Here is a 26,057-nt window from a genome sequence, read left to right on the forward strand (position 1 = left end):
GAGTGTGATAAAAATGTCACTTTATAAAACCAAGGGAGAAATCCCTTTCGAAAATGAATTTATTGAAACACTATGTCACAATGGATGGACGTATCTTCAAGAATTAGATGAAGCTACTCCGCAGCAATTGGAAAATCATTTTAGAGAAATTCTTAATCAAAATAATCGTGAAGTGCTTTCTGGTGTGGATATTACAGACAGAGAAATGCAAGATATTATGCGTTTTATTGAAGGAATGACACCAATTGATGTTAATCGGTTCTTAACTAAGGGCTATGTAGCTGAAATCAATTTAACACGTGAGAATCCTGACTTAGGCAGAATTCAATTGCGTGCTTTTTGGCGTGATGATGTCGCTGGAGGTCAAATGCGCTATGAGGTAATCAAACAGGCAATTCGTCCGGGAATGGAAAATAAGCCAGATGATCCTAACCGCCGCTTTGATGTTACCTTGTTATTTAATGGGATGCCACTGATTCAAGTTGAGGAGAAAAAAGTAGACGTTAGTCTTAAAACAGCTACGAATCAAATTGCTAAATATAAATCAGAACATAAATACGACGGATTATATACTTTAGTTCAAATCTTTGTTGCCCTTAAAGAAGATGCTAGTCGTTATTTTGCTAATCAAAAATCAGCTGATAGTTTTAACGATAAATTTTTCTTTGAATGGTTAGATGCTTCTAACAAAGCTGTTCGTAATTGGAAGCAATTTACAGAAGAATTTTTAATGATTCCGATGGCACATAACATTGTTAGCAATTTTACTCTTGTGAATAGTGAAAACTTAGTCGTGTTACGGCCATACCAGATTCATGCAGTTAAGGCAATTCGTGAGGCCTTCGCACAACATAAAGACGGTTACGTTTGGCATGCAACCGGTTCAGGAAAAACGATGACGGCATACAAAACTGCAACTTTATTACAACGTGATCCTGCCAATCAGGTGATTTTTTTATCTGATCGAAAAGAGCTAGATTCGCAATCTGGCAAGAATTTTGCAATGTTTTCTAGTGGTAGTGATGATAATGTTTTCGAAATCAATAATACCAATGATTTGATTCGACATCTTAAATCAAATAAAACAGGTGTTATTGTAACCACGATTAACAAAATGAAAATTGCAGTTGACCGTCATAACGCACAGATTGCAGCCGATAAAAAAGGTTTTCTTGATAAAGTGATGCAACGAAGAATGGTGTTCATTGTTGATGAGGCACATCGTTCACAATTTGGTGAAATGCAACGCACAATTAAACAAGCTTTTCCAAAGCAAAATTGGTATGGTTTCACTGGGACGCCAATTTTTGAATTTAATAAAACTTCTGAGGATCAGACAACTGAAACCCAATTTGGACCAGAATTACATCGCTACAATATTGGAAATGCTTTAAATGATGGTGCAATTCTTAAATTTAACTCTGAGTATGTAAATTTGGCACAGGTTACGGATCAAAATGGTGATGACATTCAGGAACCTGATTTACCTGATTCATTTTATGACGGAGATTCAAAAGAATCAGATCAGTACAGAAATAAGGTAGTTAAATGGATTATCAAAAATTGGCAGAAAAAATCAGAGCATGGTAGCTTTAATGCAATTCTCGCAACGAGCTCTATTCAACAGGCTCAACGTTTTTATGATATTTTCAAAAAGAAATATGAAAATGGTGAATCCAAACTCAAAGTAGCAATTACTTATTCGTTAAATGAAAATGGCGATAACAATCAAAGTCAACGTAACGGCTTGGTAGAAGCCATGAAAGACTACTCTCAGCGATATACAGACAATGATTCGACATTTAATTTGGATAATATTAATGCTTATATTGAAGATGTGGCTAAAAGAGCTGCGCGTATGGAAGGCCAATACCGTCATCTGAAGCCAGAACAATCAATTGATTTAACAATCGTTGTTGCACGGCTTCTCACTGGTTTTGATGCGCAGCGACTAAATACGCTCTATTTAGACAAATTATTGGAATATCAAGGATTGATTCAAGCGTATGCACGAACTAACCGAATTTTCGACAAAAATAAATCTCAAGGAAATATCGTTATTTTTCGGAGACCAAAACTGATGGAGGAAAGAACCAAAGATGCATTTGAAAAATATGCTGGAGAAGGTTCTTTTAAAAAGGTTTTCCGACCTGAGTTTGGTCAAATGAAAAATGAATTTCGTGAAGAAGTCTCGGATCTAAGACGTTACGTACCACAACCAGAGGATGCTAACGATTTACAAGATGAAACTCAGGATGATCAAATAGAGTTTTTGAATCGGTTTAGAAGCCTTGCTAAAAAGTTACAGTACATTGCTTCTTACTCTGAATTTAATTGGAATGAACAAGCTAATGATTATGGCATAACACAAGAAGAATATGGCTATTATCAGGGAGCATTTGAAAACATTAAAACAATTGTAACAGCAGCTCAAGAAAATGCAATTGAAGATCCTAAACAACAAGAATTACTAAACTTCGACTTTGATGATGTGGTCATCCATGAATTGGTCATTGATAAGGAGTATGTTCTTACTTTAGCAACAAAGGCTATACGAGCGCAGCATGAGTTTATGAAGTCCCAAACTGAAAGAGATCGACAACTGACAGAGGATACACAAAAAGAATTAGAGACTGCCTTAAATAAATATGCTAAGTCGGGACATTCAGCAACTGCTGAGCAAATAAAATCTTTTATTAGTGAAACTGATATAATGCAAGGAGACAAAGATTTTGACGCGATTAGCGCCTTTGCAAGTAGACAAAGTCGAGCCAAACAACGTGCTATTCTTGATTTTTGTGATGAATGGGGACTTGATCCTGATCAGTTAACACGGTTAAATACGGAATATGTTGCAAGTGGTAAGTTTGACCATGAACGTGATCTACGAAAAACAGCAGATCGACAAACGGCAGCTGCAAACGGTCATGTTTTTAAAAATGTCTTGCAGTATAAGGCGGCAGCGTCAAATGCGTGGGAAACATTTATTAAAGAAGATTTAACTAAATACTTGTAGAAAAGGAAGTTTACTATGAAGGACAGCAGTCAAACATTAGAGCAATCACTGTGGAATGCGGCTAATGTGTTACGTGGAAAAATGGATGCCAATGAGTATAAAAACTATCTGCTTGGATTAATTTTTTATCGATTCCTAAGTGAACGAACATTGCAAGCAGTGATTGCTGAAACTGAAGAAGATGGTGATCCATTAACGGTGTATAAACGCTACTGGACAGATCAGCATGAAGATATTGTTGAGGTTCTATATGATTCACTAGGATTTATTATTAAGCCAAATGAATTATTTGATAGCATGGTTACTCGAATTCAAAATCATCAGTTTCAAGTATCAGATCTAAAGAATGCACTGTTTAATTTGGAACAATCAGTTAAAGGCCATGAATCAGAAGAAGATTTTGATGGACTATTCTCAGATATTGATCTGGACTCGACACGTTTAGGTAAGAATCCTAGTCAAGTTATGAATGATACGATTATGGCGCTTAAAGATATTAATTTTAACGAAGGACGCGATGTTTTAGGCGATGCGTATGAATATTTAATTAGTGAATTTGCGATGAGTGCTGGTAAAAAGGCCGGTGAGTTCTATACTCCTAGAACAGTTAGTGAAATTATTTCTAAAATTGTGACTATTGGGCATAAAGCTGGTAAAGAACAAATTCGAAGCGTTTATGATCCTGCTTTAGGTTCAGGTTCTCTGCTATTGACCGTTGCAAGCCAAGTTACGGGTGATCTTCATATTAGTTATCACGGACAAGAATTAAATACCACTACCTTTAACCTGGCACGTATGAATCTGATGTTACATGGTGTTCATTATGAAGATATTTATGTTCGTAACGGTGATACGCTTGACGCTGATTGGCCAACTACTGAACCTTATCAATTTGATGCAGTGGTTATGAATCCACCCTATTCAGCGCATTGGGACAATAACGAAAAAAGATTGAGCGATCCGCGTTTTCGTGATTATGGGGCTCTAGCTCCTAAGTCAAAGGCGGATTATGCCTTCCTGTTGCATGGCTTATATCATTTAAAGCCTACTGGAACAATGGGAATTGTCTTACCTCATGGTGTGCTTTTCCGAGGAGCTAAGGAGGGTAAGATTCGTCAACAATTAATTGATAAAAACATGATTGATGCAGTGATTGGCTTACCTGCAAACATTTTCTATTCAACTTCGATTCCAACTTTGATTATGATTTTGAAGAAAAACCGAGAAAATAAAGATGTATTGTTTATTGATGCCTCTAATGAATTTTCGAAAGAGAAAAATCAAAACGTACTTACTGAAGACAATATTAATAAAATTGTGGATACCTACAAAGCACGAAAAAACGTGGATAAATATGCACATGTTGCGAATATAGATGAGATAAAAGAAAATGAATATAATCTCAATATTCCACGTTATGTGGATACTTTTGAAGAAGAGCCACCGGTTGATGTAGACAAATTAAGTGCAGAAATGCAAGAAACAGATACTCAAATTTCTAAGCTAGAAACTGATATTAGTGGGATGTTGGACGATTTAGTGAGCCAAAATGCTGACGCTCAACAGCAGCTTACGAAAATTAAGGAGCTGTTCAAAAAATGAGTGAAAAAATACAACCAAAAGTGCGCTTTTTCGGCTTTACTGATGCTTGGGAACAGCGTAAGTTGGAAACACTAGGTTCTACTTATTCCGGATTATCAGGCAAATCAAAAGAAGATTTTGGTCATGGGAATGCTAAATTTGTGACTTATATGAATGTATTTCAAAATTCAATATCATCTAGCAAAATGTTGGAAAAGGTTGAAGTAGATTCTAAACAGAATCAGGTTAAAAGGGGAGATGTGTTCTTTACAACTAGTTCTGAAACACCTGATGAGGTAGGTATGAGCTCGGTATGGCAATTTGAAATAAATAATACGTATTTGAATAGTTTTTGTTTTGGATGGCGTCCAAAGGCAAACGTGTTTAATTCTAAGTTTTTAGCTTATATTCTGAGAGCCCCTTCTTTAAGATTACGATTAAATGTATTGGCACAAGGTATTTCAAGGTATAATATTTCTAAAAAAGCATTAATGAAAGAAAAAATATACAAACCATCACTGCCAGAACAAACAAAAATTGGTGAATTATTAAGTACTATTGATAGCCTTATCGCTGCCAATCAGAGTAAGTTAGAAGAACTGAAAACAGTGAAAAAGCTTGCTATGCAAAAGATTTTTGATCAAGAATGGCGATTCAAGGGTTTCACTGACCCTTGGGAACAGCGTAAGTTGGGAGAGGTCGCAGATATTATCGGTGGTGGAACTCCAAGCACTAATGTTTCTGAATACTGGAACGGTGATATTGATTGGTACTCACCCGTTGAAATCGGTAACCAGATTTATATCGATGAAAGTCAAAAAAAGATCACTGGACTTGGTTTACAAAAAAGTTCAGCTCATATATTACCAGTGGGAACAGTGCTCTTTACATCACGTGCAGGTATTGGAAACACTGCTATTCTTGCAAAAGAAGGGTGTACTAATCAAGGCTTTCAATCAATTGTTCCATACAAAGACTTGCTTAATAGCTATTTTATATTTTCTCGAACTTCTGAATTAAAACGTTACGGTGAAATAAATGGTGCTGGATCGACATTTATAGAAGTATCAGGTAAACAAATGGCTAAGATGCCTATCTCAGTACCAAGTATTGAAGAACAACAAAAAATCGGTACCTTCTTCAAACAACTTGATGACACTATTACCCTTCATCAACAAAAGTGTGATCAACTAAAAAAGATCAAAAAATGGTGTATGCAAAATTTGTTTGTCTAAAATCACCAATATATACGTGATTACGCAGTGGATGAGCGAAAGTAACAAAAATATTTTTGCATTAAACCTAGTAAATATGTGCATAAATCTGTATGACTAGATAGGGGATTATTTTCCTAAATATTCATATGGAGGTGTCGTTATGACACAAGAACTAAAATTACACAAATATTTTCACCAATGGATGAAATTATATAAGCTAGATGCGGTACGACCGGTAACTTACCGAAAATACGAGATGACACATAGACAACTAATTGGACTTGTACCAGATCTAGTTATGTCTGACTTGTCACGTTTAACCTACCAACAACTGTTAAACGACTATGCTGAAACACATGAGCGTCAAACGGTTATGGATTTTCATCGACACATCAAAAGTGCGCTGATAGATGCACTTGAAGAAGGTTTAATTGATCGTGATCCAACACGTAAAGCCATTATTAAGGGTGTTCAACACCGAAAACACAAAATAAAATTTTTGAGCCAGCATGAAGTTCAAGATCTATTGAATATTTTGGTGTTAGACGAAGGTGTTAACTGGGATTACTTTATTCTCTTAATTACGAAAACTGGTTTGCGTTTTGCAGAGGCGTTGGCAGTTACACCAAAAGATTTTGACTTCGCACATCAATATCTAAATATAAGTAAAACCTGGGATTACAAGTCTGTAAAGTCTGGTTTTGCACCGACAAAGAACAAATCATCGGTACGTAAAGTACAATTAGACTGGCAAACAGTTATACAGTTTTCACAATTAACGAAAAACTTACCAGAAGACAAACCTATTTTTGTGCAATCAAAAGTCTATAACGATACAGTAAATCATTATCTTGAAAGACTGTGTAAAAAAGCCAAAATTCCAGTCATATCAATACATGGATTGCGGCATACACATGCGTCATTATTGCTATATGCAGGTGTTAGTATTGCATCAGTGGCAAGACGATTAGGCCATTCAAATATGACGACAACACAACAAACATACTTGCATATTATTCAAGAACTAGAAAACCAAGATAATGATAAAGTGATGAAGCATTTGGCAAGCTTGATATAAGATAATACTAATGAGTCATGGAGGACCACGAATCCATGGCTTTTTTTGCTGTCGTTGATTGGCAGCGATAAGGCTATCTAGTGTACTTAATAATTCACCAATTTGTACCTGTTCGTTCTTTGTTGGAAATTTCAACTTTAAAGTTGAAAAATTTTGATAACTGATTGATCTTCCATCACGTATCCCGAATGTCACTTTCTTTAATGATTCTATAAATGTATTTGTTTTAAAAAAATATTTCCAAAAACACTTATCATGCTCTTTTAAATGTTGAAGAGCAAGAATAGTATACGCTGGACTAGTTATTCCACACAAATTTGATAATTCAAAACCGCCTTGAAAAGAACGTAAACTAATTATAAAATTGCCAGAATTTACAATTTTATAATTAGTTAGAGAATTCTTATCATACTTCACATCAATATCTAGATCATCACGTAAAATAACCCCGTTTTCTTGTGTTACTGATAAAACCGGTAAATTTGTGGATCCTTTTTTTGAAATATTCATAAATAACGCTTTTGCCTTACGCTGTTCCCAAACGTACTTCCAAAAAAGTGAAATATTTTATTCTTGATTCTCAGGCTACGTTTGGGAACAGTGTAAGTTGAAGAATGTAGCGAAAATAACAATGGGACAATCACCAAGCTCAAAAAATTATACTACTAACCCTAATGACACAATTTTAGTTCAAGGAAATGCTGATATAAAAAATGGATGGGTTGTACCACGAGTCTGGACAACTCAAATAACGAAAAAGGCAAAGCAAGGATCATTAATTCTGAGTGTTAGGGCACCGGTTGGCAAAATTGGAAAAACTAAATATGACATTGTGTTAGGTCGCGGTGTCGCTGGAATTTCAGGAAATGAATTTCTTTTTCAATATTTCAAAAAAATGAATTCTCAAGGCTATTGGACAAGATATAGCACAGGCTCAACATTTGAATCTATTAATTCTCAAGATATAAGTAATGCATACTTACAGATACCCACAGTGGATGAGCAAGTAAAGGTTGGCAAATTATTAAAAACAATTGATAGCCTTATCGCTGCCAATCAACGACAGCAAAAATTCGATCAATTTATTAGTAATTATGATACCTCATGATTTATTAGACAGAACTTATGTATTATTACAAAACTGTTATTAAAGATTTAAATACTTTCAGTGAATTTTTATAAATAGTAAAAACATACAAAAACTATAGTAAAATTGATAATTGAGTAGAAAATAAAGGAGAAATCATGAAATTCAAAGAAGCCTCACAAAAAGAACGAGAAAGTATGTTGTTTCCTATTATTTTGAAAGCTTTAAAAAAATTGGGTGGACAATCCAATATTAGTGATTTAAAAAAAGAAATAGCACTTTATTCAGATGATTTAGGGGAATTTATTACATTTGAAAAAATGAGTCGTGAAAATAACTTATACCGCCCATTTGACTATGTATTAAATTTTTCAATAGCCAGTTTAGCATTTGCTGAATTTTTGTTTCATCCTGAACGTGGAGTTATAGAGCTAACCGAAAAGGGCCGTACATTTAATTTTGATCATCTTGATGTTGAAGAAGATATTCGAAAGTTATCAAACCCTAAATGGGAAGAACGAAAACAGCAAAAGAAAAATCATATAAAAGTCTCAGCTGATGATGTGGAAAATACTGATGTTGAAATTGAAGATGAACCGGAATCAGATTGGAAAGACGAATTAGCAAAATCTCTTGAAGCATTTACACCTGCAAAATTTGAGCTATTTGCCCGATTATTGGTTAAAAAAATGGGTGTGGATCTGGATGAAACCTTAGGAACAAAGCTAACGGGTGATGGCGGAATTGATGGGTTTGGTTATTTGACGACAGGTGATTTTCGAACGGCCAGGGTTGCAATTCAAGCCAAACGATGGAATGGTGCAGTATCTTCTCCAGAAATTGATAAGTTTCGAGGCGCAATGGATAAATATAATGCTGAATATGGTATTTTTATTACGACTTCAGATTATACAAAGGATGCTATTCGCGCATCTAGAGTTGGTACGCGTGTCATTACATTGATTAATGGTGATAAGATAGCAGACTTGGTTTCTAAGCTTGGAATACATGCAAAACCAGTTACCACATTTGTTCTGGATAATTTCTATGCTAGTGATAATTAAAATTTGCGTAGTTAAAATTTATTAAATTAAAAATAGCCTATCAAAGTTTTCTCGTGAACTTTGTAGGCTATTAATTTTACAACAGAGCTTTGTCCTTCAGTGTGTCATTATAAACATCTTCCATGTCAAGAATGTCAAAGTGATGATCTTCTGGATTCATTGTACGAAAGACCTGATGAGCAATGCGAATGAGAATTTCACGACAATTTTGATACTCTGATCTTGGTGAATCAGGTGACCGTGGAATGCGTGTATCAAGATAATTATCACTTGGCACAATTCTGACTTCAGAATTGAACTGACCAGCAAGGTACCTAGCGAAATCTTGTTGAAAATCATAATATTTACGCACGGTCACCAGTTTGCGATAAAAATCCTTAAAATCAATTCGAACATTGAGTCGGTAACCACCATTGAAAATTAAAAACAAACGATTTTCATCTTTTGGATCTGGGTAAATATCTTTTAAATGGTGAACTGCAATCCAGTTTGTGTACTCCTTGCTTGGTCCACTAGTTGGTGCAAACTGTGTGTTGCCTAACACATATGGCCAGCTATTGTTAACTGAAAGCTGTCTCCCCATGGCTTGCATCAATAAAAAGTTTGCCTCTTTTGATCGCGCGTATCTATTGATTAGAGCTTTCGTTGTTTTCTTGGTTTTATGAATACCTCGATGGGCATCAAAAACAATACTGTTGTACTCTGTACTCCAATGCGAAGTGTCATGGATATAAAAGGTTGTCTCTTCGCAAATGTCTGTTTTATCGATAGTCTGGGCCATATCTGCAATTTGCTCAAATCGACTAATGGTTCTTCTTTCGATAACTTCCTGCAATTCGTTTAGTTTCTCCAAATGTATCGTATCCACTCAAACACTCTCCTTATATAATTCATAACTATTTACAACAATTTATAACGTTCTTATGAGTATAACAGATTTATGTTTTTTGTGAACCCCGAAGTTTTATATTGAAAGTACGAAGTATCTAACAATTTGTCAGAAGATTATTGATGAAAGATGATTTTATTAAAATTAGCTGAGATCAAGAACGATTGAATGTATATAAATTTTATGCCTTAATGCCCTCTGTTCGATTTTTTGCGATATACTACTTATTGAAAGAACAGCAAGCATTCGGAGGAAAAATTATGACTCAAAAGCGAGTTTCAATACGTGAAATAGCCGAATTAAGTGGTGTATCTGTAGCCACTGTATCACGGGTGATCAATAATAATGGTCGTTTTTCTGAAACCACACGACAAAAAGTGATGGCTGTTATTCGTGAACAAGGATATGAAACTAATGCAATGGCAAAAGGGCTCCGGATGCATAAATCAAATACAATTGGTATTGTTGTACCAGATTTGAATAATAGTTTTTTCGCGGATTTGGTTGAAAAAATCGAACAGCAACTCTTTGAAACTGGTTATTCAACAATTATCTGTGATACTGCCAGAGATCCTCGTAAGGAAGCTGGCTACTTAAAAATGTTAGAGGCTAAATTAGTGGATGGCTTAATTGTTATATCTGGTTTAAAAGAATTTGATAGCCAGCAACTATCTCGCCACGTACCAATTGTTTGTATTGATAGAAAACCCAATACTGATATAATTAAGTATATTGGTTCTGATCATTACAAAGGGGCACAACTTGCTACTGAGAAACTAATCAGTGCTAAAACTAATCCAATCTTACTTGCTGGCTCACGAGATTCGCCTTCTTTAATTGATAGAATTAAAGGGTATCAGGATACGTTAGCTAAGAATGGGTTGCAAGCTGATAACACCTCAGTTATTCGTTTAACTGAGGAAGAAGAACAAACACCGGATACCAGACGTAGTGCCTTACGAGAAATTTTAAGAGAATTAATGACAAAAACACAACCGCCAATTGGAATTTTTGCTGTCAGTGATACTTTGGCGGCCGATGTGTTAATTGCGGCACATAGTATGTTTATAAGTGTTCCCAGCGATTTGAAGGTTATTGGATTTGATGATGCACCAATTGCAAGATATTGTTATCCAGAACTCACAACTATTCGACAAAACACGGATGAAATTGCGGTCCATGCAACGTCGTATCTTGTTTCAGCTATTCAAGGTAAAGCAGAACAGAATAGCTCTATTAATAAACTAGTGGATGTGTCATTGGTGAACCGCTCAACAGTTTAAATGAATTGATGAAAAATCCTGAAATATTCATAAAAAAAGAACTAATGCTAGTGAATCCTTGATATCACTGGCGTTAGCTCTTTTTATTTTGGCACCTTTTAAGTGCTAAAAAATGTTATGTAAAAAAGGAGTCCTTTCTGATATAGTTATTATCGTCTAAAAAACAACCAGGAAGGAAGGATCCCTTTTCATATGACAACTTTACAGGAAAACCAAGCACATTTCAATTCCAAATTACATATTTCTCACACTGGTGGTGAACTTTCAAGTGATGCGGGTTTAGTACTCATCAAAGAGGTCATACACAAACTTGATTTCGCAGACCTTGCTCAAAAATTAGTTTCATTTAAAGATCAACGACGCTATTACCAACACAGTAATGTTAGTCTAATGGAACAGCTATTACTACAGAAGATTGCTGGCTATGCCACCGATCAGGTTGCTACCAGTTTGCGTTTTGATCCTATTTTTAAATTGCTACTTGATAAGCCTGCTATAGCTTCACAGGCTTCTATTTCGCGGTTTTGGCAACGCTGTGATGAAACGACTATCACTTCTTTACAAGTGTTAAACCAGACTCTGCTTGACCGAGGACGCCTGACTACCAATCAAACGGAACTAATCATTGATGTTGATTCGACCCATTCTGATACCTTCGGTAATCAAGAAAGTAGTGATTTCAACGCTCATTATCAAACGAACGGCTTTCATCCATTGGTTGCCTTTGATGGCCAAAATGAAGCTTTTTTAGCGGCCCAATTGCGACCAGGTAATGTTTACACCAGTAAGGAAATTCACTCATTTTTAGAGCCTCTATTACAGCATTATCAAAATAGTCTACCTTGTACTGAAATCCTGGTCCGTGGAGATAGTGGCTTTGCCACGCCGGAGCTTTATGATACTTGTGAAGAACACAAAGCGTTTTATCTAGTCCGTTTAAAAGCTAACCGCCGATTGCGTGATTTGGCTGAAGGCTATGTACAAATTGACGATGAACAACAATGGGATCAAACCGAGATTCACTATTATTCAGCTAAATATCAGGCTGGTTCTTGGGATCAGCCTCGCCAAATCTATATTAAATCAACGCGTGAAGCTGGTGAATTACTCTTTAATCATGAATACGTGCTTACCAACTTAACCAAATTAACGCCAGAAACTGCCTTCGAATTATACCAACACCGTGGTCAAATGGAAAATGATATTAAAGAGGCCAAGGAGGGTTTCTTTTTCGACAAAACTAACAGCACAGGTTTTATTGAAAACCATGCGCGGATGATGCTGAGTGTCTTAGCTTATAATTTAGTGAGTCTCTTCAAACAACTATCCTTACCGCCGCAACACGCCAGTGTGCGTGTTGGGACGCTTCGTCTTTGGTTGTTCAAAATTGCGGGAAAGTTAGTTCGAAGTGGTCGAAAACTGTACTTAAAATTAAGTAGTTCACATGTTTATCAAAAATTGTTCTATCAGGTATTGGCCAAGATTCAACAATTACATTGGTAGCTATCGAATCGCTCTAAATTAATCAAAATTTTCAAAATAACTCTTTGTGAGTTTATTTGAAGCACGCAAATTTTAATTCGTACATCATTTTTGACTTAACGACATGCGATTTCCTTGTTGAAATTCAAACCCATTCAAAAACAGCCCTCGCAAGGGCTGTTTTTTTAAATACATAAACATTATATTTCGATCTATGAATATTTCAGGAAAATTAATATATATAACGTAGTGGAAATGTCTTAATATACTTTAGATGAAAAATCATTTTTGGATCCCGAATTGTCAAATTAAGTTAGAAATTTTTTAACTGTTCATCTGTAATCTGACTGATGAATGCTTCCAGAGGTGTCTGGTAACCCAAACTTTTTCGTGGGATGTGGTTTCGTCGACTGGCAACTGCTTGAACAAATCCATCTGATAGCTGGTCCATAATAAGATTGTGACGTAAACCATCTTTACGCAGCAGACCATTGGTGTTCTCATTTAAACCACGTTGATTGGGTGCTCCGACAGCGGCAAAGTAAATATTTAAATCAAATTGGTTAGCAATGGTTCGCCAACCGGCGAACTCCTTACCATTGTCAAACGTAATTGACTTAAATAGGTGTCGTGGCAGCTTCGAAAGCCATCCTGCTAAACTACGATTGACATCGTGTGCCGACTTGGTATGCGAATTCAGCACAATTGCGACCTTAGTTTGTCGTTCAACCAGCGTGGTTACCGCACCCTGATGGTTTTTACCTTGAACCGTGTCACCTTCTAAATGGCCGAATTCTTGATTAAAATTAGGATAGTCCTGATAACGATTCTTTAAATCCCTGCCCAATTGACCCGCTTTCCCACGGCGTTCAATGTAACCATTAGGGTGCCGTTTGCCGTGCATCGGTAAATCTTTGGTCGACAACCCCAAAACACCGCGTTTGAAAAGGCGGTAAAGGGTTCGAACCCCACAGCTGAAAGCCCGTTCTTGGCGATTAATAATGGTATCTGGTTGCCAACCAGCTTGAGTTTTGGCTTGAATATAGGCCAGTTCATCAGGGCGTAGTTGAATTGGTTTACGCCCACAATGTTGTTTATGCTTTCGATAGTGGCATTGGTAATCAATAATCGTACCGCCAGCGTCAAGAAACCGATAAATACGATACACAGTTTCAGCACTCCGATGGAGCGCTGGGGCCACTAGATAAGCCTTTTTACCGAGTTTCCAAAAAGAATAAATTGTGGCAAGTTCGTCTATAGTAAGATGAGTATAGGTCATTTGTGATCAGCCTTTCTTTTGATTTTGACACTCAAAAGTCTATCACAAATGGCTTTTTAAATTTCTAACTTAATTTTACAAACCGGGTTCCAAGTTCAACTGGAAACATGGAAAAACGCTACGGATTAGTGTATGTCAATCGTAGCAATCATGATTTACGAGATTTAAAAAGAGTCCCCAAGAAAAGTTATTACTGGTTTAAAAAAATGATTACTGAAGAAAAAATTTAGTTGAGGTGTAAAAATGAAAAACAATGGAGTTGGCAAGAAATTTGTTGATGGTTTTACAAAAGTATCTATTAAAATTGGTAACCAAATTCACCTGCGTTCGTTACGAGACGCGTTTGCGATGATTATGCCATTATTTATTTTAGCGGGAATCGGTGTTCTGATTAATAATGTTATTTTTACATTATTCTTCAAGGGAGCGACATTGGCCAATTTCCAAACTTTTGGAAATCTATTAGTTAATGGAACACTGAATATTGCGGGATTACTTATTGCTCCTGTAGTTGGTTATTGTTTAGCGAAGAATCGTGGTTTCAATAACGTTTTAGGATCCGCTATTATTTCATTGGCCGGTTTGGTTGTCATGATGCCTGTAACGTTGCAAGCAGTTCCAGTTGGCAAAACAGCGTCTGTTAACATTACTGGATTTTTATCGTTTTCAAATATTGGTGTTACCGGTATGTTTGCCGGAATTATTATTGGTTTAGTGGCAACAGAGTTATTTATCAGATTATCTCGTGTAAAAAAGTTCCGAATTAACCTTGGTGAAAATGTGCCACCAGCAGTCAGTGATTCATTCATGACGTTAATTCCAACGATTGTGGTTTTAAGTTTATTAGCTATTATTGCAGCACTGTTAACAGTGTTGGCACATACAGATATGATTAAGTTGATTACCATGGTTATTCAAGAACCATTACGCCGTGTAAATACCAGTTTACCAGGGTTCTTGTTGATCTATAGTGTCGGTAACTTATTGTTTGGTTTTGGTATCCATCAAGCTGTCATTAATGGAACATTACTCGATCCAGTACTTTTGATTAATACCAATAAAAATATGCAAGCATTTGCTGCTGGTCACGATGTTCCTTACATTATTACAAGCGTTTTTCGTGATACATTTGGAATGTTTGGCGGAACTGGTAGTACAATTTGTTTGTTGATTGCGACAATCATTTTTTCAAGAATGAAATCAAGTCGTCAAATTACCGGATTATCGTTTGTCCCAGGGTTATTCAACATTAACGAACCAGTTATTTATGGCTATCCAATTGTGTTTAATTTGCCATTGTTAATTCCGTTTGTTTTAACACCGGTAATTGCGTTGTTGTTTGCTTATTTCTGTACAGCGGTTGGCTTTATGAACCGGACTGTGGTGATGGTTCCTTGGACAACGCCACCTTTGATTAACGGATTTTTAGCAACTGGTGGCGATTGGCGCGCCGTTGTTGTTCAGTTAATTTCCATTGTTTTCGGCATTTTCTTCTATTTACCATTTATGAAGATTTCCGAACGGGTTATGATGCGTCAGGCAGAAGAAGAGAATTAGTTAAAGTTAGTAGAGTGAGAGAAGAAGAATTAAGAGAATTAGGCAAGACCATGTCATGACGACGTGGCCTTGTTTTTGTTGAAAGAAAGCAGGTTTTTTTACGTAGTTAGTTAATGACGGGGATAATTATTTCTAGTTGTTAATAAAATTACAGAGCTTGTTTTTATAAATAGCACGTATTATGTGGTATACTTGCTTTGATTAGGGAGTAGTTATGAAAAGACGAGACTTAATTAGAATTCTCAAACAGGATGGTTGGCGAATGATTCGTCATGGTTCAAATCATGATGTCTATGCTAAAGAAACAAAAACAGAGCCGATTGAGCGACATAATGAGATTCCAGAAGGATTGGCAAGAAGGATTTTAAAAAGAACGGGACTTAATAAAAATAAGAAAAGTTTATTTTAATCTCGATGTTATAGTAACTAATTTTCTAGTAATTACGTGAGGAAGATTATTATGCAAAAAAAATACCAAAACATTAAAGCAGCATATCCGGTGATTATTAACCAAGAAAAGGCTAATTTGTATCTGGTTCACATTATTGATTTTGATAGTGATACAAGTGGTTCTACTCTTAGTGAGGCAATTGAAATGGCACGTGACGCAATTTCAGAAGAAGGAGTAGCACGGCAAAATGTTGGGTTACCGCTGCCTAAACCGAGTTTCAATGTAAAACCTTCGAAAGATACGATTGTAACTTATGTTGACATTGATTTGGCTAAGTTTCGCAGAATGTCAGATAATAGAACGATCAAGAAAACAATTACCATCCCAAGTTATTTGAATGAATTGGGACGTGAACATGACATCAACTTTTCAGAGACGATGACTAATGCCTTGAAGGCTAAACTCGGATTGTAGATTTTGTGTTTTATGACTAATCAGAATAAAACCATCTGTAAAGTGAATTTGCAGATGGCTTTTGTTTTATCCATTTTAATGATACTGATTACTTACACAATCTTGATTTCTAATTCATGTCCCAATCCGTTTGCGTAACGGTTTAACGTCGCAAAAGTTGGAATACTATCGAGAGCTTCAATCTTTGATAGCTGAGAGGGCCTCATACCAATTTTTTTTGCAAATTTAACTGCAGAAATGCCGGAGTTAATACGTTCTGCCATTAAGTCTGTAAGAATATCAATGATTTTATCATCGTGTTTGTTAACTAAATGAAGATTTTTTTCCAAATCTTCCCATGGAACTAATTTTCTGGTTTCTGACATCCTTATCCCTTCGTTCTTATATTTTCTGTTTTTCTAGTTTATAAAACTTCATCATGCGATCCAGTCGCGAGTAAATACAGTTGTAAAGAGCTCTCATCTATTGAATATACTAAGAGCCAATCACTTAGAATGTGCAGTTCCCGTAGGCCTTGCATACCAGCTAAATGATGATCATTATATTTTGTTCTTAGTAAGTCGGTATTTTGTTCAACTGATGCTGTGATCGCAGTTTGCAAAAGCTGCATATCATAATCATAATGTTTTTTGTTTAGTCGTTTGTATTGTCGTTTAAATGTGGGCACTCGTGTAATAGTTTTAATCATCCTGATCACTGTCATTTAAATCATTCATCAGTGCTTCTACAGAGTCAAATGATTTTCCTTCGCCAGCATTCCTTTCTGATATAGCTTGGCTTAAAGGGTTACCTTCTGGACGAAATGGTAAGGCATTTTCCTGTACCATTTTGGTTAAGAAGAGAGAGATGGCAGTTGACATATCCATACCCATATTTTTAGTAACCGTTGTGGCACGTTTTTTCAGGTTAGCATCAATACGTGCGCTAACGGTGACTTTCTTTTGTTTAGTGTCCATAATTTTTGATACTCCTTTAGTTGATATTTTTCACCTATATTATAACATGATGTAGCCTGTTGTGATACAAAGTTGCACATTTGCATGCAAATTGTGTTTTTAGAAATCTATTAATGGCGATATTATCGCCATTTAGTTCAGTCACGATCTATGAGATACTTATGCACGCAAAAAGTATACTTTCATAAGTGTACTTTATTGAATATTTCAAACTAGTTTTGCATGGTATATTGAAAACGTATTCAGGAGGTGAATAACATGCATGAATCGATTGAAAATTTAACCGAACAAGAAGTTCAAATTGTTAAATTGATTCTTAACACTGGGACTGTTCATTATTCTGATATTTCCAAAAGTATTGGTAGATCACGAAAAACGATCACAAAGTATTTAGATAATATTGCTGAAACGGTTGTCACCTACAAGATTAACTTAATTCGTAAGCGCAATGTTGGTATTTACTTTGAAGGAGATACGACTGATCTACAGAACGCAATTCAAAACAAAGTTTATCCAGATACGCCTAATACAAAAAATGAACGTGTGATTGCAATATTGTCAAAACTACTACTTTCCAACTATCCACAGACAATTCAAGATCTTGCTGATAGCACGTTTGTAAGTCGAAGTACATTAGAAAGTGATTTCAAGGAAGTTAAGCGCACGTTAGCTAAGTATGATGCTTTGATTGAAACTACCCATGAAGGGATGCAGGTCATTGCATCGGAATCAGCTAAACGCAAATTAATGTCCGAGTTACTGACAATGTATTGGGGTGACACGATGTATTTGGAAAATAAGAAAGGAGAGGTACACCGCGAATTAAAAATACCAACTGATATGCGTTCATTTTTCAGTAAGGATACTTTTCAAAAAGTATTAAGTTCGTTAGATCGCTTTGAACAAGTGAGTTCGCTTCATTTTACAGATTATGAGTTTCAATCTTTAGCCATTCATTTAATTATTTCTATGGAAAGAATTATTAAAGATAAAACACTGGAGAAAAGTGATCATCCTGTAAAACTAGAAATGAATACGATCAGTTTGATCAAGATTTTAGAAGCCGCTTTTAAAGTGACAATTCCACAGTATGAGCGGCAATACATCAATATTCATATTTTGGCAGCAGAGGGACAACCAATTGGTAAGGATAATTTGGAGAAGGCTGCTTCGCCGATTCAACAAAATACGATTCATCAGTTTTTAGAGGATAACATTCGTAATCATGATGAGATGTTGTTACGGGGATTAACGGTCCACGTAACATCGGCATTAAAAAGATTGTATTTAGGTTTGAACCTGCATAATCCATATACAGCAGACATTAAGAAGTTTTTCCCATTGGCGTTTAATAATGCGATTGATATTAGTGCCAAAATCGAAAAGCAATTCAACATTACGTTGAATGAAGATGAAGTAGCGTTTATTGCGTTACACATCGAGGCCTACATTGAGCGGCAAAAAAGTATGGTAAATGCCGTAATTGTCTGCAGTACGGGACTAGGAACGGCTCGATTATTGGAGCAACGGGTGAAAAAGTTCTTTGCGGATAGTATTCAAGTGAATCGGGTGACTTCCATTCAAGAGCTAAAAAATCATCCGATTGTCGAAGATCTAGTGATTAGTACCATTCGAATTGAGGTTCCCAATGCGCTGGTCGTAGTTGTACCCCCGTTTTTGGACACGGGTTCTGCCAAGCAAATTCGTGGCGTGGTCGATGAAATCTTAACTAATCGTCAGAATTCAGGGAGCTTTAGTCGTTTGTTGGATAAGAGATTAATGTTTTTTGCAAATACGCAAGAAACACGTGCAATGGTCATTAAACGAATTGGGCTACAACTAGAGAAATATCATTTTGGCCGAAAAGGCATTGTCAACGCGGCGATAGAACGAGAAAAGTTGGCTAGTACGGCAATTGACAATATTGCGATGCCACATGCACCCATTGAATTTGTGGCTAGGCCGTGTATTGCAGTTTATATCAATCCGCATGGCATTGAGTGGGATGGTAATTCAGTGAACGTTGTGTTCTTTCTTGCCATGAATCGAGAAGTACAAACGCAAATTGAGCAAATCTACAAGTACTTTAACGACGTTCTTGAGAATAAAAAATTATTAAAAGAACTTGAGGGATGCACGACAGCTCAAGAAGTTTTAAGCAAATTAGGAGGTGATTTGATTGAGTAGTAAGTTAAGTGATTTCATTTCAGAAAAAAATATTGTCATGGATTTGCATGCCAAGACTCGTGACGAAGCCATTCATCAATTAGCTTTGATTTTACAACAAAATGGAAGCGTTTCCGATGCAGATGATTTTTATCATGATGTGTTACATCGGGAGTCCTTGACCACCACCGGTATTGGCAATAACATTGCGATTCCGCATGGCAAAAGCACCTCGGTAATTCAATCGACGATGTTGTTTGCCAAGAATTCTGAGCCATTAGCGTGGCATTCGTTAGATGGCAGCGAGGTCAATATCATCTTCTTAATGGCAGTTTCTCCGGAATCAAAAGGAGATGCGCACTTACGGATGTTAGCTAAATTATCCGGAAAGTTGATGGATGATGATTTTGTGAAGGCAATTAAATCGGCACAAACCAGTGAAGAGATTTTAAAAATACTTAAAAGTTAAATAGGAGGAGTTTATCATGGCAAAAAAAATTGTGGCTGTTACAGCTTGTATCGCAGGTATTGCCCATACTTACATGGCGGCCGAAAATTTAAAGAAGTTCGCTAAAAAAGAGGGTTATGACATTAAGGTTGAAACGCAAGGTGCAATGGGAGTTGAGAACCGACTTTCACAATCTGAAATTGATGCTGCAGACGTTGTCATTTTTGCAGTAGATACTAATGTTCAGGAACCGGATCGTTTTGAAGGAAAGAAGACTTTAAAGGTTGGAACATCTGAAGTAGTTAAGGATGGCAAATCAGCAATTGATCAGGCAATTGCACTGATAAATTAAAGGGAAGTGAAAACAATGAATTGGAAAAAATTTGGTAAAGAGTTAGCCAATCATTTTCAAACTGGTGTTTCATATATGATCCCACTGGTTACTGCAGCCGGATTATTAACATCAATTGCGGTAATCTTTGGCGGGACAAATGTTTGGAACCAAACAAGTAATATCTGGGGGAACCTCAGATTGTTAGGTCAAACTGGATTAGGATTTATTCCAGTAATTATTGCAGCTTATATTTCGTATTCTATTGCTGATCGACCAGGACTAGCGCCAGCATTCATCGTTGGTTTGGTTGCATCATCAATGGGAACTGGATTTTTAGGTGGTATGTTGGTTGGGCTATTAGTTGGATATTTAGTTCAATGGCTCAAAAAGATTCCAATGCCAGCAAATTTAACAGCTGTAAAGTCACTAATTGTGATTCCATTTTTAGCCACCTTAGTGGTAGGCCTATTCCTGATTTATGTTGTTGGAGATCCGATTAAAGCAATGACGGTTGCCCTAACAGCTTGGTTAAAGGGAATGAGTGGTGCTAATGCAGTTCTGTTAGCTGCTCTTCTTGGTGGAATGATGGCTGTTGATATGGGAGGCCCAATCAACAAAATTGCCTATGCATTTGGAATGGCTGCCTTTACATCTGGCGGTTATCAAGCAAGTACCGCAATGTTAATGGCAATTGGTATTCCACCATTAGGTATGTTTGTTGCAACGTTACTTGGTGGTAAAAAATTATACAGTGATGCTGAAATTGAAAGTGGTCGTTCAGCATTGGTAATGGGAATTGTTGGAATTACGGAAGGAACGATTCCATTTGCGGTTGCGGATCCAGTTCGAGTTATTCCAAGCATTATTGTTGGAACAGCAGCTGGTTGTGCAACGAACGCATTGTTTGGAACTTATCAAAAGACGGCACTTTCAACGGTTATGGCAATTCCGTTTTCATCAAATGTGATTCTTTATACCGTTGCTATCTTAGTTGGTGTCATTATTACGGCACTATTAGTAAACTTCTTAAAGAGATTTACGCGACATAACTCAGAAGCGAAAGAAGGGTAATTATGACTCAGACGAATCTCGTTAACCATACTCATTGGGATCGAGAATGGTATTTTACAACTATGGATGCTTTGGTATTGAGCGATCAACTGTTTACCGAGGTTCTAGATGAGTTGGAAAAACATCCAGAAGCCAACTTCTGTTTGGATGGGCAGATTTCAGTTGTTGATGAGTATGTAGAAATTCATCCGGAAGCAAAGAAGCGTATTCAAAGGTTAGTTAAAGAGGGACGTTTGTTTGTTGGACCATGGTATACGCAAACAGATGCCTTGATACCAGATACAGAGTCCATTTTAAGAAACTTGATTATTGGGGTCAATGATACTAGAGAAAAGTATGGACAACCAATGATGGTGGGCTATTTGCCAGATACTTTTGGGTTCAATGCACAATTACCAACAATTTTGCATCAAGTTGGGATTGATAACTTTGTTTTTTGGCGAGGAACTAATTTCAGAACACAAATGAACTCGGTGTACTTTAAATGGCAGGGACTTTCTGGAAAAGATGTATATGCAGCTAATTTTCCATTTGGTTATTTCACAGCACAAATTGATGTGGAATCAAAGAAGAATCTTAAAGAGTTTGTGGATAAACGATTTGACCCAGCGGCTGACTTTGAAGCAACCCATTCTAAAAATGCAGATGTTTTAATGCCTTCTGGAATTGATCAAATGAATATTATAAAAAATATTCATCAAACCATTTCGGATCTCAACAAATTAAGTAAGAATCATACCGTAATTAGTTCTTATCCGAAATTTATTGATAAGTTAAGGCAACGTACAGATCTACCAACCTATCAAGGTGAATTACGTTTACCAACATATGCGCGAGTTCATCGAACCATTGGGTCAGTTAGACACCAAATTAAAACGGACAACTTTTATTTGGAACAAAAGATTTTACGAAGAGTTGAACCTTTAATGGTAATTGCCCATAAAAATGGACTTAACATTGGTAATGGTTTGCTGATAAAGCTTTGGAAGAAACTTTTAGAATGTCAAGCTCACGATACATTAGGTGGAAGTGTTTCCGATAATGTTGCGGTGGACATCAAACATCGGTTTAAAGAGGCCAATGAAATTGCCGATGGAATTGAAAATATGATCAAAAAGAAATTGGCTGAATTTCTCAACTTGGGTGACCATGATGTGCTTGTGTTTAATACGGATCCTTTTAAATTCACTGGTAAGAAAATTATCAATCTTACAACTAGTTCAAAAAATATAGAATTTGATGGATTAGAGCGGCCTGTCATTATTGAGAGTAAGCATTATCCAGTACGTCACCATATTCTGATGATGACGCCTCGTGGACAAGAGTACACCGATGAACCCGAGTATTATGAATTAAAGTTTGAAGGGAACATTGAGTTGCCAGCCCTTGGATATAAAGTCATTCATTTCAACGAAGGCAAGCAACCTGCTGCTGAGTTATTAATCAATTCCAATGAAGAAAATGAAATTCAGTTTAAAAATCAAAGATTGAATTTTGTAAATGGGACTATTAATTATTCAAATCAGGAGTGTCAAATAACCGATGCTATTCAATTGGTGGATTCGGGTAATGATGGGGATACGTATGATTATTCACCTTTGAGTGGAGATCATGAACGTGCACTTGATTTTCAGAATGCTCAAGTTGAAGAGATCAATGGCAAAGTAGCGGTTCTGATTGTCAAAGGAACCAGTAAGTTACCATTACATTTGGAAGATCGCGTGGCTACAACTCCACAATATCAAGCGGTGAGTTATACCTTACGTTTGTCCTTTGATGAACAAGGTTTAATAGAAGGAAAATTAGATTTTGATAACCAAGTTTATTCACATCGACTGCGATTAAAATTAAATTCTCAAATTAAAAATGCCAAAGCAATTGCTCATATTCAAGATGGCTTTGTGCAAACAACCAATCATAAAATTAGTGATGATTGGGAAAAAGAATTTGTTGAAAAACCAGTGAATATCTATAGCTTTGATAAAACTGTTTCCATTGTGGGAGAAAATAAGCACATGACTTTTCTTGGCAAAGGTATGAAAGAGTACGAAGCCAAGAATAATGGTTTGTATGTTACCTTAATGGCCACAACAGGGCAGTTGGGCAAACCTAATTTAGCTTGGCGACCCGGTCGTGCATCAGGAGATACAACTAATCAAGGGCATGTGATGATGGCGACTCCATTAGCAGAAGAGTTGGGTCACAATCGGTTTGAATTTGCTTTATCATTTGCAGAAAAGAAATTTTCGGAACACGAGACAAGCATGTTGATGCATAGATGGTTATCGCCTTCAATCTCTTATCAAATGCAGAAATTAAATCTTTTTATTAATCGTTTGGATAACAAGATTTGGCCAACAGAAGATAATCCAATAATTCCAGATTCATTTTCATTGTTGGAAATCCAGGATTTATTGGTAGCAGCAGTTTATCCTTCGTACTTAGATGCAGACGCTTATATTGTGAGAATCCAAAATCCAACTAAACAAGTAGTAAAAATTCCAGAAGATCTATTGAGTAAAGCAGACGTTGTTAATGCTTTAGAGGAACCAATTCAGTCTGATAGGACGATTGGAAAGTATGACATGACTACGTTAAAACTCAAGTACTAGGAAATGAAATTATGAAGTCAGAAAAGGCAAGTTCAGAAATGAATTTGCCTTTTTTTAAAACCTTTTTTAATTAGATTAAAGGACGTTAATTTTAATTGAAAATCTAGTGGGTCTCTGTCAAATCGTATTGGTGGAGATTTTGAACGGCACATTCACTTCGGTGAATGTGCTTTTTGTTTACTCATGAATTAAACTAATCCGGATAAAGAAGTTGTCAATATTTCGAAAACCAAAACAGTTACGCTTTAATGCCTTGATTTTACGATTAAGTCCTTCAATTGGACCGTTGGAAAATGGATAACGACAACTGTTTAGAAGGGCTGAACCATTTTTGATAAACGTGTTGATCGTTATGTCCATTTGATTACTAGTGGGTTGGTAGTTAGTAAGTAAGGATTGGAACGCATTAGCATCCTTTTGGTGTATGGCACTTAAGATACCTTGATAGGTTTGATACACAGATCTAAATCTGGGAAAAGCGTCTAGAGCTAAATCAATGGCGTTTTGTTGCGTCATATACTCGTTAATTCCGCGTAAATAAACAGCCTTAGAATCATTAACTTTTATTTCATCAAGATGAAATAAACGCCATTGAGATTTTAAAATATGATAAATTCGTGAATGCTTATCTTGGATAGTACGAATGGTCTGCGTGCGTTCATTATCTAAGGCACGCCCAGCCAGTTGAATAATATGGAAACGATCGATAATCGTGGCCGCATTGGGAAATAAGCGATGAATGAAGCTGCCATATTCAGCATTCATGTCAATCGTCACTGATTGAACTTGGGCACGTTCTTGAACCGAAAAACGAGCTTCAAAGTAGTCAATGATATCTTTACTTAGCCGATCTTTTAAAGTAACAATTCGGCGATGACTAACGGCATCGCAACAATTAAAGGACATCCAGTGATTACAGGAACGAAATTCATCAAAGCAAAGATTCTCTGGGAGATGTTTAACACGATAGGCTAAGTGAATATTGGCATTTAGGATTCGTTGAACACTGCTTGGCGAAATTCCACAAAGTTTAGCAATTTCTTTACTCGTCAACATATCGCGTGCCAAAACGATCACTTGATGTTTGATATTATGTGTGAAAGTTTCGTTACGATTAACCAACTTAGTTTTAGCACCACAGGTTTTTGAACAATCTTTACATTGGTATCTTTGACGTTTTAAATGCATTTCGTAACGACCACCGGATAAGGTTCCTAAACGCAGGTGACTCATGTGAGTTCCGTTTTTAATTAAGCTTTTATGGCCACAATGTGGGCACTTTAAAAGTTGATAAGACAAAGTTGCATGGACGACATGAATACGTTGGTTTGTGGAACACCGTTCTTTAGAAATACCAGTGACAATTAAGTTTGGGTCTGTTATTTCGAATAAGCATAAGATAGAATTAGTTAGGGACATCTGAATTTCCTCTTTTCGATTTGTTTTGGCGATTAAATCGTAGCACAAAGAGGACAGATGTCCTTTTTTATTTTTCTGATTTTCAAAACAGACAAAAAACCGGTATTAGTTATTCACCAATACCAGAAAGTGTAGACCCAATCTAGTTTTATGCGTATTTTTTCTATAAGGGACATAAGATGTAAAGGACTAGGATGGAAATAGAAAAATGACACAAATGAAAAACACTAGCATCGACCGGCTTGCACCAAAAGATGTTGAGAAACTAATTCAGGAAATAAAAAAGTTTTTGAATCATTCAGTATTTCATGTTCCGAACAGGGGGCGGTTTGTTAAAGAGAAATCAATTATTGGTACAAGAAGTCAAATTTATTATAAATTTGGAATTTATCGTGGTAATCTAACTATAAAGTATAGTTTGCATATTAGATTTTTTCGTAATAATGTACACCTGATTCGTTTGTGTGTGAATGGAAGTCGCCATCATAATGAGGATGGTTCAGTAATTGGCCCCAATCACGTACATATTTATAGTTTTCATGATGAACATATCGAAAGTAAAGCATTTAATTTTAGTAACTTTCCGTTTAATGAACTTGATAGTTTAAAAGAAGCTATTATTAAATTTGAAAAGTTTGTTCAGTTAAAATGAC

General features: G+C 36.2%; 23 protein-coding genes and 2 pseudogenes. 18 read left to right on the top strand and 7 right to left on the bottom strand.

Going from position 1 to position 26,057, the window contains the following annotated elements; all coding sequences use genetic code 11:
* Positions 1–13: 13 nt before the first annotated feature.
* The 4 genes from AB3219_RS04345 (at position 14) to AB3219_RS04360 (ending at position 6,892) form a co-directional block, all read left to right on the top strand.
* Positions 14–3,016, top strand: a complete 3,003-nt coding sequence (locus AB3219_RS04345; RefSeq protein ID WP_216762986.1) for a type I restriction endonuclease subunit R — start codon at positions 14–16, stop codon at positions 3,014–3,016.
* Between the two features lie 15 nt (positions 3,017–3,031).
* Complete coding sequence (locus tag AB3219_RS04350) at positions 3,032–4,618, top strand: type I restriction-modification system subunit M (RefSeq protein WP_216762987.1); 1,587 nt, start codon at positions 3,032–3,034, stop codon at positions 4,616–4,618.
* Entirely contained in the window at positions 4,615–5,832 is a 1,218-nt protein-coding gene (locus AB3219_RS04355) for a restriction endonuclease subunit S (RefSeq protein ID WP_216762988.1), read from the top strand. The genes AB3219_RS04350 and AB3219_RS04355 overlap by 4 nt, the downstream gene beginning before the upstream one ends.
* A gap of 142 nt (positions 5,833–5,974) precedes the next feature.
* A complete protein-coding gene (locus AB3219_RS04360) occupies positions 5,975–6,892 on the top strand; it encodes a site-specific integrase (protein ID WP_216762989.1) in 918 nt (305 codons plus the stop codon).
* Positions 6,893–6,907: 15 nt separating this feature from the next.
* Here the strand turns inward: AB3219_RS04360 and AB3219_RS04365 are convergent, their stop codons facing one another.
* Positions 6,908–7,456, bottom strand: coding sequence for a restriction endonuclease subunit S (locus AB3219_RS04365; RefSeq protein ID WP_367119799.1), 549 nt, complete (start codon positions 7,454–7,456; stop codon positions 6,908–6,910).
* 40 nt (positions 7,457–7,496) lie between these two features.
* On the opposite strand from AB3219_RS04365, the pseudogene AB3219_RS04370 reads away from it, so the two are divergent.
* Both AB3219_RS04370 and AB3219_RS04375 read left to right on the top strand, forming a co-directional pair.
* Positions 7,497–8,000, top strand: a pseudogene (locus AB3219_RS04370) (restriction endonuclease subunit S); the annotation flags it as partial.
* Positions 8,001–8,137: 137 nt separating this feature from the next.
* The gene (locus AB3219_RS04375) at positions 8,138–9,043 is read left to right on the top strand and encodes a restriction endonuclease (RefSeq protein WP_216762992.1); all 906 of its coding nucleotides are present in this window, start codon (positions 8,138–8,140) and stop codon (positions 9,041–9,043) included.
* A 76-nt stretch (positions 9,044–9,119) separates the two neighbouring features.
* On the opposite strand, the gene AB3219_RS04380 is transcribed toward AB3219_RS04375, so the two are convergent.
* Positions 9,120–9,911 (bottom strand): competence protein ComK, encoded by a 792-nt coding sequence (locus tag AB3219_RS04380; protein ID WP_057804921.1) that lies wholly within the window; start codon positions 9,909–9,911, stop codon positions 9,120–9,122.
* A 281-nt stretch (positions 9,912–10,192) separates the two neighbouring features.
* On the opposite strand from AB3219_RS04380, the gene AB3219_RS04385 reads away from it, so the two are divergent.
* Together AB3219_RS04385 and AB3219_RS04390 are read left to right on the top strand one after the other, a co-directional pair.
* Positions 10,193–11,215, top strand: a complete 1,023-nt coding sequence (locus tag AB3219_RS04385; RefSeq protein WP_216762993.1) for a LacI family DNA-binding transcriptional regulator — start codon at positions 10,193–10,195, stop codon at positions 11,213–11,215.
* Positions 11,216–11,407: 192 nt separating this feature from the next.
* The gene (locus AB3219_RS04390; RefSeq protein ID WP_147156990.1) at positions 11,408–12,718 is read left to right on the top strand and encodes an IS1380 family transposase; all 1,311 of its coding nucleotides are present in this window, start codon (positions 11,408–11,410) and stop codon (positions 12,716–12,718) included.
* Between the two features lie 292 nt (positions 12,719–13,010).
* Here the strand turns inward: AB3219_RS04390 and AB3219_RS04395 are convergent, their stop codons facing one another.
* Entirely contained in the window at positions 13,011–13,976 is a 966-nt protein-coding gene (locus AB3219_RS04395) for an IS30 family transposase (protein WP_016526705.1), read from the bottom strand.
* 86 nt (positions 13,977–14,062) lie between these two features.
* Here AB3219_RS04395 and AB3219_RS04400 point away from each other — a divergent pair.
* The 4 genes and pseudogenes from AB3219_RS04400 to AB3219_RS04415 all read left to right on the top strand — a co-directional run.
* Positions 14,063–14,206 (top strand): annotated as a pseudogene (locus tag AB3219_RS04400) (family 1 glycosylhydrolase); the annotation flags it as partial.
* A 13-nt stretch (positions 14,207–14,219) separates the two neighbouring features.
* Positions 14,220–15,533, top strand: a complete 1,314-nt coding sequence (locus AB3219_RS04405) for a PTS sugar transporter subunit IIC (protein WP_216754165.1) — start codon at positions 14,220–14,222, stop codon at positions 15,531–15,533.
* A gap of 214 nt (positions 15,534–15,747) precedes the next feature.
* Positions 15,748–15,942 carry a type II toxin-antitoxin system HicA family toxin gene (locus AB3219_RS04410; protein ID WP_216754164.1) on the top strand — a complete coding sequence of 65 codons (195 nt, stop codon included), beginning with the start codon at positions 15,748–15,750 and terminating at the stop codon, positions 15,940–15,942.
* A 51-nt stretch (positions 15,943–15,993) separates the two neighbouring features.
* A complete protein-coding gene (locus AB3219_RS04415; protein WP_216754163.1) occupies positions 15,994–16,398 on the top strand; it encodes a type II toxin-antitoxin system HicB family antitoxin in 405 nt (134 codons plus the stop codon).
* Positions 16,399–16,490: 92 nt separating this feature from the next.
* On the opposite strand, the gene AB3219_RS04420 is transcribed toward AB3219_RS04415, so the two are convergent.
* Genes AB3219_RS04420 through AB3219_RS04430 form a run of 3 tightly spaced genes read right to left on the bottom strand, consistent with a single transcriptional unit; the run spans position 16,491 to position 17,354 of the window.
* On the bottom strand, positions 16,491–16,763 hold the full coding sequence (locus tag AB3219_RS04420) for a helix-turn-helix transcriptional regulator (RefSeq protein WP_216763131.1): 273 nt from the start codon (positions 16,761–16,763) through the stop codon (positions 16,491–16,493).
* 38 nt (positions 16,764–16,801) lie between these two features.
* Complete coding sequence (locus AB3219_RS04425; protein ID WP_216763130.1) at positions 16,802–17,086, bottom strand: type II toxin-antitoxin system YafQ family toxin; 285 nt, start codon at positions 17,084–17,086, stop codon at positions 16,802–16,804.
* A complete protein-coding gene (locus AB3219_RS04430; protein WP_263766129.1) occupies positions 17,079–17,354 on the bottom strand; it encodes a type II toxin-antitoxin system RelB/DinJ family antitoxin in 276 nt (91 codons plus the stop codon). Before AB3219_RS04430 ends, AB3219_RS04425 begins: the two co-directional genes overlap by 8 nt.
* Before the next feature lie 258 nt (positions 17,355–17,612).
* Here AB3219_RS04430 and AB3219_RS04435 point away from each other — a divergent pair, with 258 nt between their 5' ends.
* From AB3219_RS04435 to AB3219_RS04455, 5 genes are read left to right on the top strand one after another with little or no spacing between them, the layout of a single operon-like run.
* Positions 17,613–19,541 (top strand): BglG family transcription antiterminator, encoded by a 1,929-nt coding sequence (locus AB3219_RS04435; RefSeq protein WP_216763128.1) that lies wholly within the window; start codon positions 17,613–17,615, stop codon positions 19,539–19,541.
* On the top strand, positions 19,534–19,989 hold the full coding sequence (locus tag AB3219_RS04440) for a PTS sugar transporter subunit IIA (protein WP_057804869.1): 456 nt from the start codon (positions 19,534–19,536) through the stop codon (positions 19,987–19,989). The genes AB3219_RS04435 and AB3219_RS04440 overlap by 8 nt, the downstream gene beginning before the upstream one ends.
* A gap of 16 nt (positions 19,990–20,005) precedes the next feature.
* Positions 20,006–20,320, top strand: coding sequence for a PTS fructose transporter subunit IIB (locus tag AB3219_RS04445; protein WP_057804868.1), 315 nt, complete (start codon positions 20,006–20,008; stop codon positions 20,318–20,320).
* Positions 20,321–20,335: 15 nt separating this feature from the next.
* Positions 20,336–21,373: a PTS fructose transporter subunit IIC gene (locus AB3219_RS04450; RefSeq protein WP_057804867.1), complete on the top strand. Its 1,038-nt coding sequence runs from the start codon at positions 20,336–20,338 to the stop codon at positions 21,371–21,373.
* Between the two features lie 2 nt (positions 21,374–21,375).
* Positions 21,376–23,985: a glycoside hydrolase family 38 C-terminal domain-containing protein gene (locus AB3219_RS04455; protein WP_216763127.1), complete on the top strand. Its 2,610-nt coding sequence runs from the start codon at positions 21,376–21,378 to the stop codon at positions 23,983–23,985.
* A 177-nt stretch (positions 23,986–24,162) separates the two neighbouring features.
* Here the strand turns inward: AB3219_RS04455 and AB3219_RS04460 are convergent, their stop codons facing one another.
* Positions 24,163–25,404 carry an ISL3 family transposase gene (locus AB3219_RS04460; RefSeq protein ID WP_063697918.1) on the bottom strand — a complete coding sequence of 414 codons (1,242 nt, stop codon included), beginning with the start codon at positions 25,402–25,404 and terminating at the stop codon, positions 24,163–24,165.
* 208 nt (positions 25,405–25,612) lie between these two features.
* Here AB3219_RS04460 and AB3219_RS04465 point away from each other — a divergent pair, with 208 nt between their 5' ends.
* On the top strand, positions 25,613–26,056 hold the full coding sequence (locus AB3219_RS04465) for a DUF6978 family protein (protein ID WP_216763225.1): 444 nt from the start codon (positions 25,613–25,615) through the stop codon (positions 26,054–26,056).
* The last annotated feature ends 1 nt before the right edge of the window (position 26,057 follow it).

Source organism: Pediococcus ethanolidurans (assembly GCF_964062635.1).
Classification (GTDB): Bacteria; Bacillota; Bacilli; order Lactobacillales; family Lactobacillaceae; genus Pediococcus; species Pediococcus ethanolidurans.